General features: G+C 70.3%; 14 protein-coding genes. 7 read left to right on the forward strand and 7 right to left on the reverse strand.

Features of this window, described 5'->3' with window-relative positions:
* Positions 1-145: 145 nt before the first annotated feature.
* Positions 146-679 carry a 5-(carboxyamino)imidazole ribonucleotide mutase gene (purE, locus tag ACWDSL_RS03085; RefSeq protein WP_014177103.1) on the reverse strand — a complete coding sequence of 178 codons (534 nt, stop codon included), beginning with the start codon at positions 677-679 and terminating at the stop codon, positions 146-148.
* Complete coding sequence (locus ACWDSL_RS03090) at positions 676-1,794, reverse strand: 5-(carboxyamino)imidazole ribonucleotide synthase (protein ID WP_450481271.1); 1,119 nt, start codon at positions 1,792-1,794, stop codon at positions 676-678. The genes purE and ACWDSL_RS03090 overlap by 4 nt, the downstream gene beginning before the upstream one ends.
* 250 nt (positions 1,795-2,044) lie before the next feature.
* Between ACWDSL_RS03090 and ACWDSL_RS03095 the strand changes: the two genes are divergently transcribed.
* From ACWDSL_RS03095 to ACWDSL_RS03120, 6 genes are all read left to right on the forward strand, one after another.
* A complete protein-coding gene (locus ACWDSL_RS03095; protein ID WP_450481127.1) occupies positions 2,045-3,604 on the forward strand; it encodes a peptidoglycan-binding protein in 1,560 nt (519 codons plus the stop codon).
* Between the two features lie 2 nt (positions 3,605-3,606).
* Positions 3,607-4,152, forward strand: a complete 546-nt coding sequence (locus tag ACWDSL_RS03100; RefSeq protein WP_450481129.1) for a protease inhibitor I42 family protein — start codon at positions 3,607-3,609, stop codon at positions 4,150-4,152.
* A gap of 135 nt (positions 4,153-4,287) precedes the next feature.
* On the forward strand, positions 4,288-4,656 hold the full coding sequence (locus ACWDSL_RS03105; protein ID WP_089507126.1) for a hypothetical protein: 369 nt from the start codon (positions 4,288-4,290) through the stop codon (positions 4,654-4,656).
* A gap of 14 nt (positions 4,657-4,670) precedes the next feature.
* A complete protein-coding gene (locus ACWDSL_RS03110; protein WP_450481131.1) occupies positions 4,671-6,269 on the forward strand; it encodes a peptidoglycan-binding protein in 1,599 nt (532 codons plus the stop codon).
* Between the two features lie 27 nt (positions 6,270-6,296).
* Positions 6,297-6,683, forward strand: a complete 387-nt coding sequence (locus ACWDSL_RS03115; protein ID WP_358629035.1) for a hypothetical protein — start codon at positions 6,297-6,299, stop codon at positions 6,681-6,683.
* Positions 6,684-6,827: 144 nt separating this feature from the next.
* Positions 6,828-7,340 carry a GtrA family protein gene (locus ACWDSL_RS03120; RefSeq protein ID WP_450481134.1) on the forward strand — a complete coding sequence of 171 codons (513 nt, stop codon included), beginning with the start codon at positions 6,828-6,830 and terminating at the stop codon, positions 7,338-7,340.
* Positions 7,341-7,355: 15 nt separating this feature from the next.
* Here ACWDSL_RS03120 and ACWDSL_RS03125 read toward each other — a convergent pair whose 3' ends face one another.
* Together ACWDSL_RS03125 and ACWDSL_RS03130 are read right to left on the reverse strand one after the other, a co-directional pair.
* Complete coding sequence (locus tag ACWDSL_RS03125; RefSeq protein ID WP_450481136.1) at positions 7,356-8,663, reverse strand: ATP-binding protein; 1,308 nt, start codon at positions 8,661-8,663, stop codon at positions 7,356-7,358.
* A gap of 62 nt (positions 8,664-8,725) precedes the next feature.
* On the reverse strand, positions 8,726-9,406 hold the full coding sequence (locus ACWDSL_RS03130) for a response regulator transcription factor (protein WP_014177112.1): 681 nt from the start codon (positions 9,404-9,406) through the stop codon (positions 8,726-8,728).
* Positions 9,407-9,718: 312 nt separating this feature from the next.
* Between ACWDSL_RS03130 and ACWDSL_RS03135 the strand changes: the two genes are divergently transcribed.
* A complete protein-coding gene (locus ACWDSL_RS03135) occupies positions 9,719-11,248 on the forward strand; it encodes a peptide MFS transporter (RefSeq protein WP_450481138.1) in 1,530 nt (509 codons plus the stop codon).
* Positions 11,249-11,340: 92 nt separating this feature from the next.
* Here the strand turns inward: ACWDSL_RS03135 and ACWDSL_RS03140 are convergent, their stop codons facing one another.
* The 3 genes from ACWDSL_RS03140 to ACWDSL_RS03150 all read right to left on the reverse strand — a co-directional run bounded on the left by ACWDSL_RS03140 (position 11,341) and on the right by ACWDSL_RS03150 (position 14,842).
* Positions 11,341-12,651 carry a hypothetical protein gene (locus ACWDSL_RS03140; RefSeq protein ID WP_450481273.1) on the reverse strand — a complete coding sequence of 437 codons (1,311 nt, stop codon included), beginning with the start codon at positions 12,649-12,651 and terminating at the stop codon, positions 11,341-11,343.
* A gap of 62 nt (positions 12,652-12,713) precedes the next feature.
* On the reverse strand, positions 12,714-13,814 hold the full coding sequence (locus ACWDSL_RS03145) for a hypothetical protein (RefSeq protein WP_450481275.1): 1,101 nt from the start codon (positions 13,812-13,814) through the stop codon (positions 12,714-12,716).
* Positions 13,815-13,867: 53 nt separating this feature from the next.
* Complete coding sequence (locus ACWDSL_RS03150; protein ID WP_450481140.1) at positions 13,868-14,842, reverse strand: COG1470 family protein; 975 nt, start codon at positions 14,840-14,842, stop codon at positions 13,868-13,870.
* Positions 14,843-14,848 lie beyond the last annotated feature (6 nt).

The following is a 14,848-nucleotide window of genomic DNA, read 5'->3' on the forward strand; positions in this document are numbered from 1 at the left end:
CAAGTCACGGGGCCACGGGCAGCGGCGCCCCGTGACCCTCCGGCTACTCCCCGAAGCCCGTCACTCCTCGAAGCCCGTCACCTCCCGGAATCCGTCACTTCCCGGAATCCGTCACTCCCCGACGCCCGTCACTTCCCGAAGTCCGCTACTTCCCGAAGCCGAACGACCCCGCGCTCTCCACCTTGGCCCGCAGCCGCTTGCCCTTCTGCGTGGCCTGCTCGTTCAGCTCCTCCTGGAAGTCGCGCATCCGGGCGAGCAGTTCGGGGTCGTGGGCGGCCAGCATGCGGGCGGCCAGCAGCCCGGCGTTACGGGCGCCGCCGACGGAGACGGTGGCCACAGGCACGCCCGCGGGCATCTGGACGATCGAGAGCAGCGAGTCCATCCCGTCCAGGTACTTGAGCGGGACCGGCACGCCGATCACCGGCAGCGGGGTGACGGAGGCCAGCATGCCCGGGAGGTGGGCGGCGCCGCCGGCGCCCGCGATGATCGCCTTGAGGCCGCGGGGCGCCGCGTTCTCGCCGTACGCGACCATCTCGCGCGGCATGCGGTGGGCGGAGACGACATCCACCTCGTACGGGATCTCGAACTCGTCGAGGGCCTTCGCCGCCTCCTCCATCACGGGCCAGTCGGAGTCGGAGCCCATGACGATGCCGACGACGGGGGCGCTGGGGCTGCTCATTCGGTGATGGTCCCTCGGAGGTAGTCGGCGGCATGGCGGCCGCGCTCGCGCACGTCGGCCAGGTCGTCGCCGTAGGTGTTGACGTGACCGACCTTGCGGCCGGGCTTCACGTCCTTGCCGTACATATGGATCTTCAGGGCCGGGTCGCGGGCCATGCAGTGCAGATAGGCGGTGTACATATCGGGGAAGTCGCCGCCGAGCACATTGGTCATCACGGTCCAGGTGGCGCGCGGGCGCGGGTCGCCGAGCGGCAGGTCGAGCACGGCACGCACATGGTTGGCGAACTGGGAGGTGACGGCGCCGTCCTGGGTCCAGTGGCCGGAATTGTGCGGGCGCATCGCCAGCTCGTTGACCAGCAGCCGCCCGTCCCGGGTCTCGAAGAGCTCGACCGCGAGATGGCCGACGACCCCGAGCTCCGCCGCGATCTTGATGGCCATCTCCTGGGCCCGGCCGGACAGCTCCTCGCTGAGCCCGGGGGCCGGGGCGATGACCGTGTCGCAGACCCCGTTCACCTGGATCGACTCGACGACCGGGTAGGCGACGGCCTGGCCGTGCGGGGACCGTACGACATTGGCGGCGAGCTCGCGGGCGAAGTCGACCTTCTCCTCGGCGAGCACCGGCACCCCGGCGCGGAAAGGCTCGGCCGCCTCGACCGCGTCGCCGACGACCCACACCCCCTTGCCGTCGTAGCCGCCGCGGACCGTCTTCAGAACGACCGGAAAGCCGTCGCCCTCCTCGGCGAACCGTTCCACGTCCGCGGGGTCCGCCACGATGCGGTGGCGGGGGCAGGGCACCCCGGCCGTACGCAGCCGCTCCCGCATCACGCCCTTGTCCTGGGCGTGCAGCAGCGCCTCGACGCCGGGGCGGATGACGACGCCGTCCGCCTCCAGGGCGCGCAGATGCTCGGCCGGGACATGTTCGTGATCGAAGGTGACCACATCACAGCCTTGTGCGAAAGCACGAAGGGTCTCCAGGTCGCGGTAGTCGCCCACCACGACGTCGCTGACCACCTGGGCCGCCGAGTCCTGGCGGGTGTCACTGAGCAGTTTGAATCTGATGCCGAGCGGGATGCCCGCTTCGTGGGTCATACGGGCGAGCTGGCCGCCGCCGACCATGCCGACTACCGGGAATGTCACGCCCCCAAGGGTAGCTTCCCGGCCATACGGGCCCCGGGGCACGTACCCGGGGCACGTACCCGGGGCCCGCCTCGGTGGAGCCAGGGCCCACCCCAGCGGATCCAGAGGCCTGCCTCGGCGGATCTATTGGATCTTCCTCCACGACGTTATGATTTCCGTGCATTCGACATGGACCTGCCGAGCACGGTTTGACGTGGACCCGCCGCGCGTCCTATCAGGGGGAAGCCGAATGACGACGGGCAGGCTGAGAGAGAAGTACACCGACAACCAGGACGGGCTGAACAAGCTGCACAAGCGCGTCCAGGCGATCCGGGTGGACCCCGATTCATTCGACGATCAGCTGAAGGTCCGCAACGACCTGGCCGGCGCGATCGCCGAGGCGCGGGAGTTCTCCGCCCCGCACGGCAGCCCGGACCACATCGACGGCGTCGCGGCGGGCTACGGAAAAGCGGCCGCGATCGTGGACAGGGCCCAGGGCGATCTGCGGAAGGTCGCCAAGGACGGGCTGCCCGCCGTGTGGGTGGGCACCGCAGGGGCGAAGGCGAGCGAGGTCATCAACGCCGCCTCGTACTCCGCCGATCAGATGGCCCAGAAGCTCCAGGAGGCCGTACCCGTGCTGAAGGCCCTCTCCATGGGCATCGGCAAGGCCCAGGCGAGGCACGACTACGGGCTCACCGCGCTCGAAGTCGCGGCGTCGATCCTGAACAACGGCGGCCTCATCATGCCGCCCGACGAGCTGCGCGAGGCCAAGACCGCCATCGTCGACGGGGTCTCCTACATGAGCGAGGCCGCCGGCCAGGCCAAGGCGGCCGGCATCGAGGCCCAGAAGGCACTCACCAAGCTCGCGTCCGAGGCCCGGGCCCGGAAGGTGACCGCCGACGGGCTCACCGACGCCGACCAGCTCGTTCTCGCCGACGCCGCCGCCCCCGGCGGCCCCGCCGAACTCAACGAGATCCTCACCGCCAACGAGCTCAAGCGTTCCTCCGAGTTCATGGACAAGATGAGCGCGCACGACAGGGCGGAGTTCGACCGGCTGGTGTCCTCCGCCAAGTCCCCGCAGGAGCGGGCGTATCTGATGAAGGCCCTGGCCGCGGGGCACGATCTGAAGCAGATCGACGGCTTCGCCCAACAGATCCACGGCCGGTCCCCGCAGTGGCTGAGCGACCGCCTCACCCCCGTCGTCATCCAGAGCACCGACGCCGGCACCAACTATGTGAACTACCAGGGCGCCAAGTGGACCCAAGGTGCGGACGGGACGTGCGTCGCCTCCTCCCTCATCAATTCCCGGGCGATGATCGATCCCTTGTACGCCCTCCAACTGACGACCGGCGGTCGCCCCGGCGACCCCAAGTACGACAACCCCGCAGCGTTCAGCGAGCGCCTGCGGGACGAACAACACCGCGTCCACTTCGAGGGCGGCGGCGATCCCCTTCCCGACGGCGGCGGCTTCAACCAAGCGGAACAGGACCGCATCAACGACGTCGAGGTGGGCAGCCGCACGGGCGCGGACTACTCCGAGCGGCGGCTGAACAACGCCGAGGACCGTCGCGCGTCCCTGGTCGACATGGAGAGGCAGCTCGACAACGGCGTACCCGTCCAGGTCAGCGTCACGGGCTCCACCGGCCAGCACGCGATGATGATCGTCGGACACGAGGGCGACAAACTGCAGGTCTACAACCCGTGGGGCACCACCACCTGGATCGACGAGGACGACTTCGTCAACGACAGGATGGGCTATACGAACAACGGTTACTTCCCGAGCGCCTACCGCGTCTTCCTACCGAAATGATCATGAACACAATCACTCGCCGTCTTACCGCCCTGCTCGTCTCCTGCCTCGCGCTGGGCGCCGCGGGCTGCCAGTCGGACGACGGCTCCCCCGCCAAGTCCACGGGCCCCTCGTCGTCCTCGGCCTCGACCTCACCCTCGTCCTCCCCCTCGCCGTCCTCCGACCCGAAACCCACCGGTCTCGGCACGGTCCACCAGGACCGGGCCGACTCCAAGGACCTGGACCGCACCGAGGGCCCGATCACCGTCAAGCGCGGCGAGCGGTTCTCGATCGCCATGCGGCAGAACATCTCCGCGCGCGCCGACTGGAGCGTGGCCGAGCCCGGCCCGTCGGCGGCGGTGCTGCGCAAGGTCGGCGAGAGCTCGTACCAGACCGCCCGTGAGAAGGAACTCATCGGCGGGGGCCACGCCAAGTACTTCACCTTCGAGGCGCTGAAGGCCGGAGAGACCCGGATCGTCCTCGCCAACTCCTTCGGCACGGACAAGTCCGCCGGAGGCTACTCCCCCGACCTTCCCCGCACCGTCACCTACCGGGTGACCGTGCGCTGATCCGGCGTTTCGGGACGACGCCCACGGCCCGCCACTCCGGCCCGCCCGTCCCGGTCTCAGTCACGATGGTTAGGATTCGGCCGTATTTGACGCGGACGCGGGCCCACCGCGTCCACTTCCTCGGGGGAGGCATTCATGGGGCAGGACAAGGACCTCGGCATCCAGCACGGCGGGGCGCTCAGCCAAGGGGAGCGCCTGGGGCTCGCCGCCGACGACATCAAGGCGGCCAAGGGGCTGCTGGAGAAGGGCGACGAGGGCGGCGGGTTCGCCGGATTCGGCGGACTCCTCGAACTGCCCTCCTCCCTGATGCACTTCGGCGAGTACGGGGCCGCGCCCGCCTTCAACGATTTCTCCGACGCCTGGATCGCCGAGTGCAAGACCCTTGAGGGCGCGGTGCGGGAGCTGCAGAAGAAGATCGGGGTCAGTTCGAAGGCCTATCGCGGAACCGACCACGCCAGAGAGAGCGACTTCAGCGCTATCCACCGCTACTCGCAGAACTCCTGAGGGGCTAGGCGCACATGGCCGGGCACGATAAAACACAGCAGAAGCCGCAGGATCGGACCAAGCGGCAGAAGCTGGAGGCGCTGCACAAGCACGTACAGTCCCTGAAGGTCGAGGACACGGGCTTCGCGGCGATGGGGTTCTGCTCGGAGCTGTCCGACGCGATCGGCAAGGCACGGGACACTCCGAAGCCCGCCGGTGACTCGGACCATATCGACGGCGTCGCGGCGAGCTATAAGCGGGCCGCGGAGCTCTTGGAGTCCGCGCAGGGCGACCTGGGCAAGGTGGCGAAGGCCGGACTGCCCGCGGTGTGGGTGGGCACGGCCGGGGAGAAGGCGAGCGAGGTCGTGGGCGCCGCCTCGCGCACCACCGATGAGACGGCCGAAAAGCTCCGGGAGGCCGTACCGGTGCTGAAGCAGCTCGCCATCGACATCGGGGCGGCGCAGGCGACGGACGAATACGCGCGCCTCGCGCTGGACTACGGGAAGTCGCTGTGCGGCATCTTCAGCGATCTCGAACAGCTCCGGGAAGCCAAGAAGGCCGCCCTCGACGGCGTCACGTTCCTGATCGAGGCGGACGACCGGGCGAAGGAGGGCGGGAAGAAGGCGGCGGACACGCTCAACAAGCTGGCCGCACAGGCCCGGACCCGGAGGGTCACCGCGGACGGCCTCACCGACGCGGACCGGCTGGTCATCGCCGACGCGGCCGATCCGGGCGGCCCCGCGAACCTCAACGAAATCCTCAGTGCCAACGAACTCAAGCGCTCCGCGCAGTTCAGGGACAAGATGAGCGCGCAGGACCAGGCCGAGTTCGACCGGCTGATCTCCCGCGCCAAGTCCCCGCAGGAGAGCGCGTATCTGATGAAGGCCCTGGCCGCCGGGTACGACATCAAGACGCTGCGGTCCTTCGGCGAGGACATCCACGGCCGGGACGCGACCTGGCTGCGCGAACACCTGGCGCCGTTCCACACCAGCGGGAACACCAGGGTCGGCGTGGACTCGGCGTCCGAGTTCGACGTCCCCGGCGCCAAGGGGGCGCAGTGGACCCAGGGCGACAACGGGACCTGCGTGTCCTCGTCCACCGTCGCCGCCCGCGCCCTGGTCGACCCCGTCTACACACTGCGGCTGACGACCGGCGGACACCCCGGCGACCCGGCGTACGACAGCCCCGCCGCGTTCAGGAAGCGGCTGCTCGACGAGCAGATCCGGGTCCACGAGGAGGGCGACGGCGGTCCCCTCCCGGACGGGGGCATGGACCTGAACGGCAAGCGCGAAGTCCTCAACGACGAGCTCGCGCCGCACACCGGCGGCACCTATGAGAACCACAAAATGAACAACACGGAGAGCCGTCGGGACGCCCTACCGTTGATCGAGGAGGCGGTGGACGAGGGCAAGCCCGTACCGATCGGCGTCGAAGGGTATTCGACGGACAGCTCCGGCCAGGTGCGTTCCGGGCACGCCATGTTGATCGTCGGCCATGAGGGCGACAAGCTCGAGGTCTACAACCCGTGGGGGTACACCACCTGGGTCAGCAAGGACGACTTCATCAACAACCACATGGACAAGGCGTCCGACCACCGCCTGCCGGACGCGTATGTGTATTCCCTGCCCCGCTGAGCCTTCCCGCTGAGGTGACCCCGGCCCATGACGCACCAGAACATGACCGACGAGGAGCTGATCGCCCTCGACGTCCCCCTGATGATCCGCTACGGGATGATGTTCGGCGGCGCACACCGCGCCGCGCTCTTCGGGGACGGGGCGATCGCCGCGGCGCTCGGGGCCGAGCGGCTGGAGGTGCAGCCGCGGTCGGTGGCGTACCTCGCGGAGGTGGTACGGCGCGGGGGCACCCGGATGGCCTCGGAGCTGCCGGAGCCGCTGCCCGGGCCCGAGGCGGGCGCGCTGGCGCGCGACTGGCTGGGGACGGCCGCACCCATGGTGAAGGGCGTGGCGGAGGACGAGATCGTGGCGCGGTGGCTGGAGGCGGTGGCCGCGGTGCTGGAGCTGCGGCTGCGCACCCGTGGCGGCCTGTGACAGTGCGCGACCTGTGACAGTGCGCGGCCTGTGACAGTTCGGTGATAAAAGGCCGGTTCTGCAACACCGACGGGCGAGCGCTCCGGCCGCTGGTTAGCATGGGCGGAGTTGTTGACGCCGATCGGACGGGGCTGAGTAGTTGCCATGAGTGAACAGCGCACGATCGGCAGGCTGCGCGCACGAGTGGATCAACTCACCCATGAGATCCTCAAGTTCGGTGCCGTCGGCGGTGCCGGTGTCCTGGTCAACCTGGGCGTTTTCAACCTGATCAGCCACTTCACCGAGCTGCCCACGGTGCGGGCCAGTATCGCGGCGACCATCGTCGCCATCGCCTTCAACTACGTCGGGTTCCGGTATTTCACCTACCGGGACCGCGACAAGCAGGGGCGTACGAAGGAGCTCACCCTCTTTCTGCTGTTCAGCGCGGTCGGCCTGATCATCGAGAACGGCGTGCTCTACACGGCGACGTACGGTTTCGGCTGGGACAGCCAGCTGCAGAACAACGTGTTCAAGTTCGTCGGCATCGGGATCGCCACGCTCTTCCGGTTCTGGTCCTACCGCACCTGGGTGTTCCGTGCGCTGCCCGCCCGTGAGGCGGTGGAGACCGCCGAGTCCTTCCTGTCCGAGGCACACGACCAGACGACGGCCCGGAAGTAGCCCCGTCCGGACAGCTCAGGCGGTGTCGGAGCCGGTGCCGGAGCCGGCTCCCGGGTCGGGCTCGCGGCCCCGGCCGGCCTCGCGGCCCGGGTCGCCCTCCCGGCTCAGGAAGAGCGCGAACACCGGCGGATGCTGCTGCAGCAGCTCCAGACGGCCGCCGTCCGCCTCCGCGAGATCGCGGGCGACGGCCAGCCCGAGCCCCGTGGAGTTGCGCCCGCTGACCGTACGCTCGAAGACCCGCGCGCCGAGGTCGGGCGGCACCCCGGGCCCCTCGTCGGACACCTCGACCACCGCCTGGTTGCCGGTGACGCGGGTGCGCAGCGCGACCGTGCCGTCACCGTGCATCAGCGAGTTCTCGATCAGCGTGGCGAGCACCTGGGCGACGGCCCCCGGGGTGCCGACCGCCCGCAGCCCCTTCTTCCCCGACCGCACGATGGCGCGGCCCTCGCTGCGCGAGGCCGGGCGCCACTCCTCGATCTGCTGCTTGACCACCTCGTCCAGGTCGAAGGCCACGGCGGAGCCGGTCCGCGGGTCCCGCGAGTTGGTCAGCAGCCGCTGGACGACGTCGGTCAGCCGCTCCACCTGCGCCAGCGCGATCGTGGCCTCCTCCTTGACCGTCTCCGGGTCGTCGGTGAGCGTGATCTCCTCCAGCCGCATGGACAGCGCGGTCAGCGGCGTACGGAGCTGATGGGAGGCGTCGGCCGCCAGCCGGCGCTCCGCGGTGAGCATCCGGGCGATCCGCTCCGCGCTCGAGTCGAGCACATCGGCGACCCGGTCCAGTTCCGGCACCCCGTAGCGCCGGTGGCGGGGGCGCGGATCCCCCGAGCCCAGCCGCTCGGCGGTCTCGGCGAGGTCGGTGAGCGGGGCGGAGAGCCGGTGTGCCTGCCGTACGGCGAGGAAGACGGCCGCGAGCACCGCGAGCAGCGCCACCGCCAGGATGATCAGCATGGTGCGGCCGATCTCCCGGCTGACCGTCGAGCGCGATGCCTCGACCCGTACCGTCTCGCCCTGCTCGCCCCGCTCCTGCGAGGAGATCACGCTGCCGGTCGGACGCTTGCCGATCTCCAGAACATCGCGGTTCGGGATCTTGATCACGGCGTAGCGACCGGGCTCGATCTGCTCGCGCAGCACCGCGGGGGTCACCCCCTCGCCGCCCAGCAGCCTGCTGTCGACGATGCTGACCAGGCGCACCGCGTCCGAGTCGACGCTCTCCTGGGCGCTGTCCTCGATGGTCCGGGTCTCCACGATGACCAGTGAGAGGCCGAAGACGGCGATGACGACGAGCACCACGGCGAGCGTGGAATTGATCAAACGACGGCGCATGGTCCTACCGTGTCACGCTGAGATGTCACGCTGAGATGTCTCGCAACTTCTCTCAGCTCTTCTCAGCTTTTCTCGAACCGGAACCCGACCCCGCGCACGGTGGCGATGTACCGGGGGTTGGCCGCATCATCGCCGAGCTTCTTGCGGAGCCAGGAGATGTGCATGTCGAGCGTCTTGGTCGACGACCACCACGTGGTGTCCCACACCTCGCGCATCAGCTGGTCACGGGTGACGACCCGCCCCGCGTCCCGGACCAGGACCCGCAGCAGATCGAATTCCTTGGCGGTCAGCTGAAGCTCCTCGTCACCCATCCAGGCGCGGTGCGACTCCACGTCGATACGCACCCCGTGGGTGGCCGGCTGCTGCGCCTGGGTCTCGACGGCGCCGCGCCGCAGCAGGGCCCGCACCCGGGCCAGCAGCTCGGCGAGGCGGAACGGCTTGGTGACATAGTCGTCGGCGCCGGCGTCCAGGCCGACCACCGTGTCCACCTCGTCCGCGCGCGCGGTGAGCACCAGGACGGGGAAGCCATGGCCCTCCGTACGCAGCCGGCGGCAGACCTCAAGGCCGTCCATGCCCGGCAGGCCCAGGTCGAGGACGAGCAGATCGACGCCTCCCTGCAGACCGGCGTCGAGCGCGGTCGGTCCGTCTTCCCGCACCTCCACCTCGTACCCCTCGCGGCGCAGGGCGCGGGCGAGCGGCTCCGAGATGGATGCGTCATCCTCGGCGAGCAGTACTCGGGTCATGGGGTGATGGTAGTCCGAGCAGGTTCGCGCACGGGGCGCGCACAGGACTACGGACGGAGCGCAAAAGGTTGCACACGCCATGCGTGAGCTATCTCTCAATACGGTCATTGGTGTGCATGGCGTGTCGTATGGTGACAACGAGTCCGTAGCAACTTTCCGGGACCTTTGGCCGCAAACCAGCGCCGAAGGTCCTCGTCGTGTACCCCGCGGCAGCAGCCACCAGCTCTGCCGGCCCGGCACGCGGCCGCCACCCCCCACCGGGCGTGCCTTCGGGCGGTCATGCCCGGGCACGAGCACACGCAAGGAACCACCATGGCGTCCAGCCTGACGAAGGACGCGGCCGGGCAGGGAACCCCTGCCGACGGCGGCAAGACCTTCTTCGGCCACCCCCGCGGCCTGGCCACCCTCTTCATGACCGAGATGTGGGAGCGCTTCAGCTTCTACGGCATGCGCGCCCTGCTCGTGCTGTATCTGATCGCCGGGGGCCCGGACGCCAAGCACGGCAGTCAGGGCGGCGGCCTCGGGCTGTCCGAGGGCAACGCGGTGGCCATCTACTCGGTGTACCTGGCCATGGTCTATCTGCTCGCCATGCCGGGCGGCTGGTTCGGCGACCGCGTCTGGGGCCCGCGCAAGACGGTCGCCATCGCGGCCGGCATCATCATGGCCGGCCACCTGGCGCTCGCCGTGCCCGGCCAGGCGACGTTCTTCGCCGGTCTGGCGCTGGTCGCCCTCGGCTCGGGCCTGCTGAAGGCCAACATCTCCACGATGGTCGGCCACCTCTACGACGGCCCCTCCGACCCGCGCCGGGACGGCGGCTTCACGATCTTCTACATGGGCATCAACCTCGGTGCCTTCGCCGCGCCCCTGGTCATCGGCACCATCGGCCAGAACTACAGCTGGCACCTGGGCTTCGCGCTCGCCGCGCTCGGCATGGCGCTCGGCCTGGTCCAGTTCCTGATCGGCACCCGCCACCTGAGCCCGCGCAGCAGCATGGTGCCGACCCCGCTGGCGGTCGCGGAGCGCACCGCCTGGCTGCGCAAGGGCCTGATCTGGCTGGTCGTCGCCGCGGTCTTCTACTCCGTGGTGGTGGCCACCGGCCACTGGACGCTCAACTGGGCGCTGGTGCCGATCACCATCCTCGGCCTGATCATCCCGACCGGTGTGCTGGTCCGCATCAAGCGCGACAAGGACCTCACCCCGGTCGAGCAGACCAAGGTCAGCGGCTACATCTGGTTCTTCGTGGCCGCGGCCGTGTTCTGGATGATCTACGACCAGGGCGGCTCGACGATGTCCGCCTTCGGCGAGACCAAGACCGCCGACACCATCTTCGGCCTGCACTTCCCGTCCTCCTGGTTCCAGTCCGTGAACCCGCTGATGGTGATGGCGCTGGCGCCGGTCTTCGCGTGGGCCTGGCTGGCCCTGGCCCGGCGCAGCCGGGAGCCGGGCACGATGGCGAAGTTCTCCCTGGCCCTGATGCTGATCGGCGCGTCGTTCTTCGTCTTCGTGGTCCCGATGGGGATGGCCTCGGACGGTACGACGGTCAGCCCGATGTGGCTGGTGTCGATCTATCTGATCCAGACCATGGGCGAGCTGTGTCTGTCGCCGGTGGGGCTCTCGGTGACCACGAAGATGGCGCCCGCGAAGTACGCGAGCCAGATGATGGGCGTGTGGTTCCTGGCCGTCACCGCGGGTGACTGCACCACGGGTCTGCTGTCCATCGCGGGGGTCGATCTGAGCGGTGTGGGGATCATCGCGCTGGAGGCGGCGGTGGCCGCGGTGGCCGGTGTCGCGATCTACGTGTACCGCAAGAAGGTCGTAGGGCTGATGGCCGACGTCCACTGAGGCGTATCCGCACATGAGGGGCCCGGCGCGGTGATCGCGCCGGGCCCCTCGCGTACTCGCCTCGCTTATGCGCCTCGCTTACGCGCGGTGTGTCAGCGGGTGCCGCGCAGTTTGCGCCAGGGGGTCAGGGTGAAGACGGCGGCGCCGAGCAGGATGGCCGTACCGGCCACCAGCCCGAGGGCCTTGAGGCCGCCGTGGTCACTGGCGCCGGTCTCGGCCAGCCCGCCGCTGGTGGAGGTGTCACCGCCGGACGTGGAGCCGCTGGAACCGCTGCCGCTGGAACCGTTGCCGCCACTGCTGTTGCCACCCGAGGTGCCGTTGGACTGGGCCGTGGTGTCCAGCTCCAGCGAGACCTGGGTGTCCTTGGCGGGGGTGCAGGTGGTCGTCGTACCGAGCGCCTTGACCGTGAGCACCCCGGGGGTGAGCGTCGACTTGCCGCTCGCGCCGGGCTTGTAGGTGCCGGTCATGTCGGGGATCTCGATCGGGTCGCCGGACTTGATCGGCCCCTTGTTGGTCGGGCCGGTCACCGCGACCGCGCCCTTGTCCGCGCCGCCGACCTTGACGTCCATCGACGGTTTGACCGAGTCCGCCGGGATGTCGGCCGGGCTGTCCATGACGGACTTGCCGAACTTGACGGTCAGGTCGAAGCTCCCGCCGTTCTTGACGGCGTCGACGCGGACCGGGGAGGTGGCGTTCTTGTCGCCGATGGGGGTCTTGCAGGCGTACGCGACCTGGACCTCCTTGCCGGTGTACGAGTCGCCGCCGCCACCGCCCCCGGTGGTGTTCCCTCCGGTGGTGTTCCCGCCGGTCGTCGTACCGCCCGTGGTGGTGCCGGTGGTGGTGCCGCCCGTCGTGTTACCGCCGGTGGTGTTGCCACCCGTGGTGTTGCCGCCGGTGGTCGAGCCGCCCGTCGTGGTACCGCCGCTGCCCGTCACCTTGATGGTGGCCGCGGCCTTGACCGCCTCCTTCGCCGAACACTTGGTGTCCGTGGACAGCGGCTTGCTGACGTTGATGTTGTACGCACCCGGGGTCAGCGTCACCTCCCCTGCCTGTGTCAGCTTGAGCTTGCCCTTCATATCGGACAGCTTCATCGGGCTGTCCTTGGGGATCGCGGGGTTCTCCCGCGGCCCCTCCATGGCCAGTTCGCCCGTCTGCGCGCCACCCACCGTGATGGTGCCGGTCGGCAGGACGGTGTTCTCCTCGATGTCGAGGATCGGCGGGTTCTTCGAGGCGGCCTGCACGGTCTTCCAGACCACTTCGACCTCGTCGCCGACCTTCGCCGTCGCCGGGGCCTGTACATCCACCGTGGTGGTGCCCTCCACCGGAGGCAGGCCGGAGATCGGCGGCGGCAGACACTCGGTCGCGTACGAGACCTCAGCCGCCCGTGCGGTGCCCGCGCCCATCAGCACGCCCGCACCGCCGAGCAGCAGCGCGGCCGCTGCCGCGCCCACTCTTCGTTGCGTACTCACGTCGATCCTTTCGGGGTCGGTCGGTTCTCCTGGGACGGTGCGGAAAGGTGTTGCGTCTGTGTGCCCTGTGCATGCTGCGCGCTCTGCGTCAGCGTCTGTGGCTGTGGCTGCGGCAGCGCGCCGTCCGGCAGGGTGTCCGGGGTGAACCAGGGCAGCGCGCCGCCGCCGTCCTCGCCGCCGCCGCGCGCCGCGACCGCCGCCGTACGTGGCCGCACCTTGTCCACGACGGCCATGCCGATGCGGAAGACCGCCGCCGGGACCACCACGCACAGCAGAATCCAGAAGAGGGTGACGCCCCACGGCCGCCCCACCGTCCACGGCTGTTCGACCAGCACCTTCTTGCCGTACCTGAGCGACACCTGATAGTCGCCGTGCGCGCCCGCGGACAGTTCGACGGGGAGCTTGACCTGCGCCTTCTTCCCGGCCGCTATGGTCCCCCGCCACTGCTGTTCCTCCCAGGAGGGGGCGAACACGCCGTGGGAGGTGCCGACTTGGAAGACCGGGTCGCGGGCCGGGGTGGAGCCGAGGTTGGCGATGGTGACCACCAGGCGGCGCTGCGGGGGCGCGCCGAACCAGGTGAGCAGCCCGCTCGACCCGTCGAGCCGGGCCGACAGCGCCCGCAGCCGCTCGCCCCCGGTCCCCTCCTGCTTCGGCAGCGGCGCGACCGGATGCCCCGCGACCCGGAACGGCGCATCGTCGTAGGCGGCTTCGCCGGTGACGGTCGCCACATGGATGACACACGGGCAGGGCTTGGGCGGCTCGGCGACCGGCAGCTTCTTGTGGAAGGCGCCCTTCGAGTCGGTGGTGACCGCTCTGCCGTCGGAGTTGGCGCAGGAGTTGGTGCCGCCGATCATGTTCTGTCCGCAGATGAGCATCATGAGCAGGGCGCGGGGCCGCCATCCCTGGCCGCTCACGGTGACCGTGCCGCCCGCGCCCGCCTCCTCCTTGGACACCGTCGCGGTCGGGCCGTCGGCCGCGGCGGCCTCCGGAACCTGCGGCGGCGCGCCCAGCGCGAGCACGACGAGCGTGAACACGGCCAACAGCGCGGCGAGCGGACGGCGTACGCGGGTGGCGGCGGGTGCGGGTGTCGCTGGTATGTGTGCTGGTGTGGGTGCCGAGCGCGGGGTCGGCTGGGTGTCCGTACGGCCTGTCACGTCCTCGCTCCTGACCCCGTGCCTTCTGGTTCCCGTGCCTCCCGTGCCTCCCGCGCCGGTTCCGCGGGCGCGTCGCCGTCCCCGTCTGCCACGCGGTGGCGGCCGCGCCGCCACCGCAGCAGCCAGGCACCACCGCCCGCGACCGCGCCCAGCGCCAGGGCCGCCGCCCCGGCCAGAACGCCCCAGGGCGCGGCGGTGTAACCGGCGGAGCCGGCCGCGTGGGCGCCGCCCGCCGCGGTGACGGTGAGGGTGACGTCCACCGAGTCGAGGGCGGGCGCGTCCGGCCACTTCTCGGTGAGCCGCATCCGGCGGCCCGGCGCCAGTTCGACGTGCAGGGTGCGGGCGTCCCGGCGCAGCACCTCGCCGAAGAGCCCGTCGGCGCGTACCGCCAGCCGGGGCGTCAGCACGGTGTTGCCGCGGTTGACGAGCGCGTAGTGAATGGCGGCCCCGCCACCGGCCTTGACCACCTTCACGTCCTCGACGGAGATCGCCGCCAGCGTCCGCCCGCTGACCCGCAGATGCACCGGCACCCGGACCTCCCGGCCGCCGCCGGTCACGACGATGGCGCCGGGGTGGTCGCCGGGCGGCGTCTCGGACGGGACGGTGAGAGTGAAGGGGACATCGGCACGGGTGCGGGCCGGGACCGTGACCCGCTTGGCGGCCAGCGAGACCCACGCGCCGCTGCCCCGGGCCGCCGATGGAGCGTCAGGGGCGGTGTCCACAGGCCGGAGCTGGACGGTGCGGGGCCGCTTGCCGCGGTTGACGATCGAGAGCCGGTCCTGGAGCGCGCTGCCCGGCCCGCCCTCCAGATAGAAGTACGTCCGGTCGCCCGCGCCCGGCCCGGCCGTACCACCGGTCGCGGGCCTCGCGGACCAGTCAGGCCCGGCGGCCGTGGCGGGCGCGGTGAGCAGCGCGGCGGCGACGGCGGGTACGGCGGCGGCCGTCCACGCTGCGCGGATACGAGACGGCATCGGCGG

Source organism: Streptomyces sp. NPDC000941 (assembly GCF_053599555.1).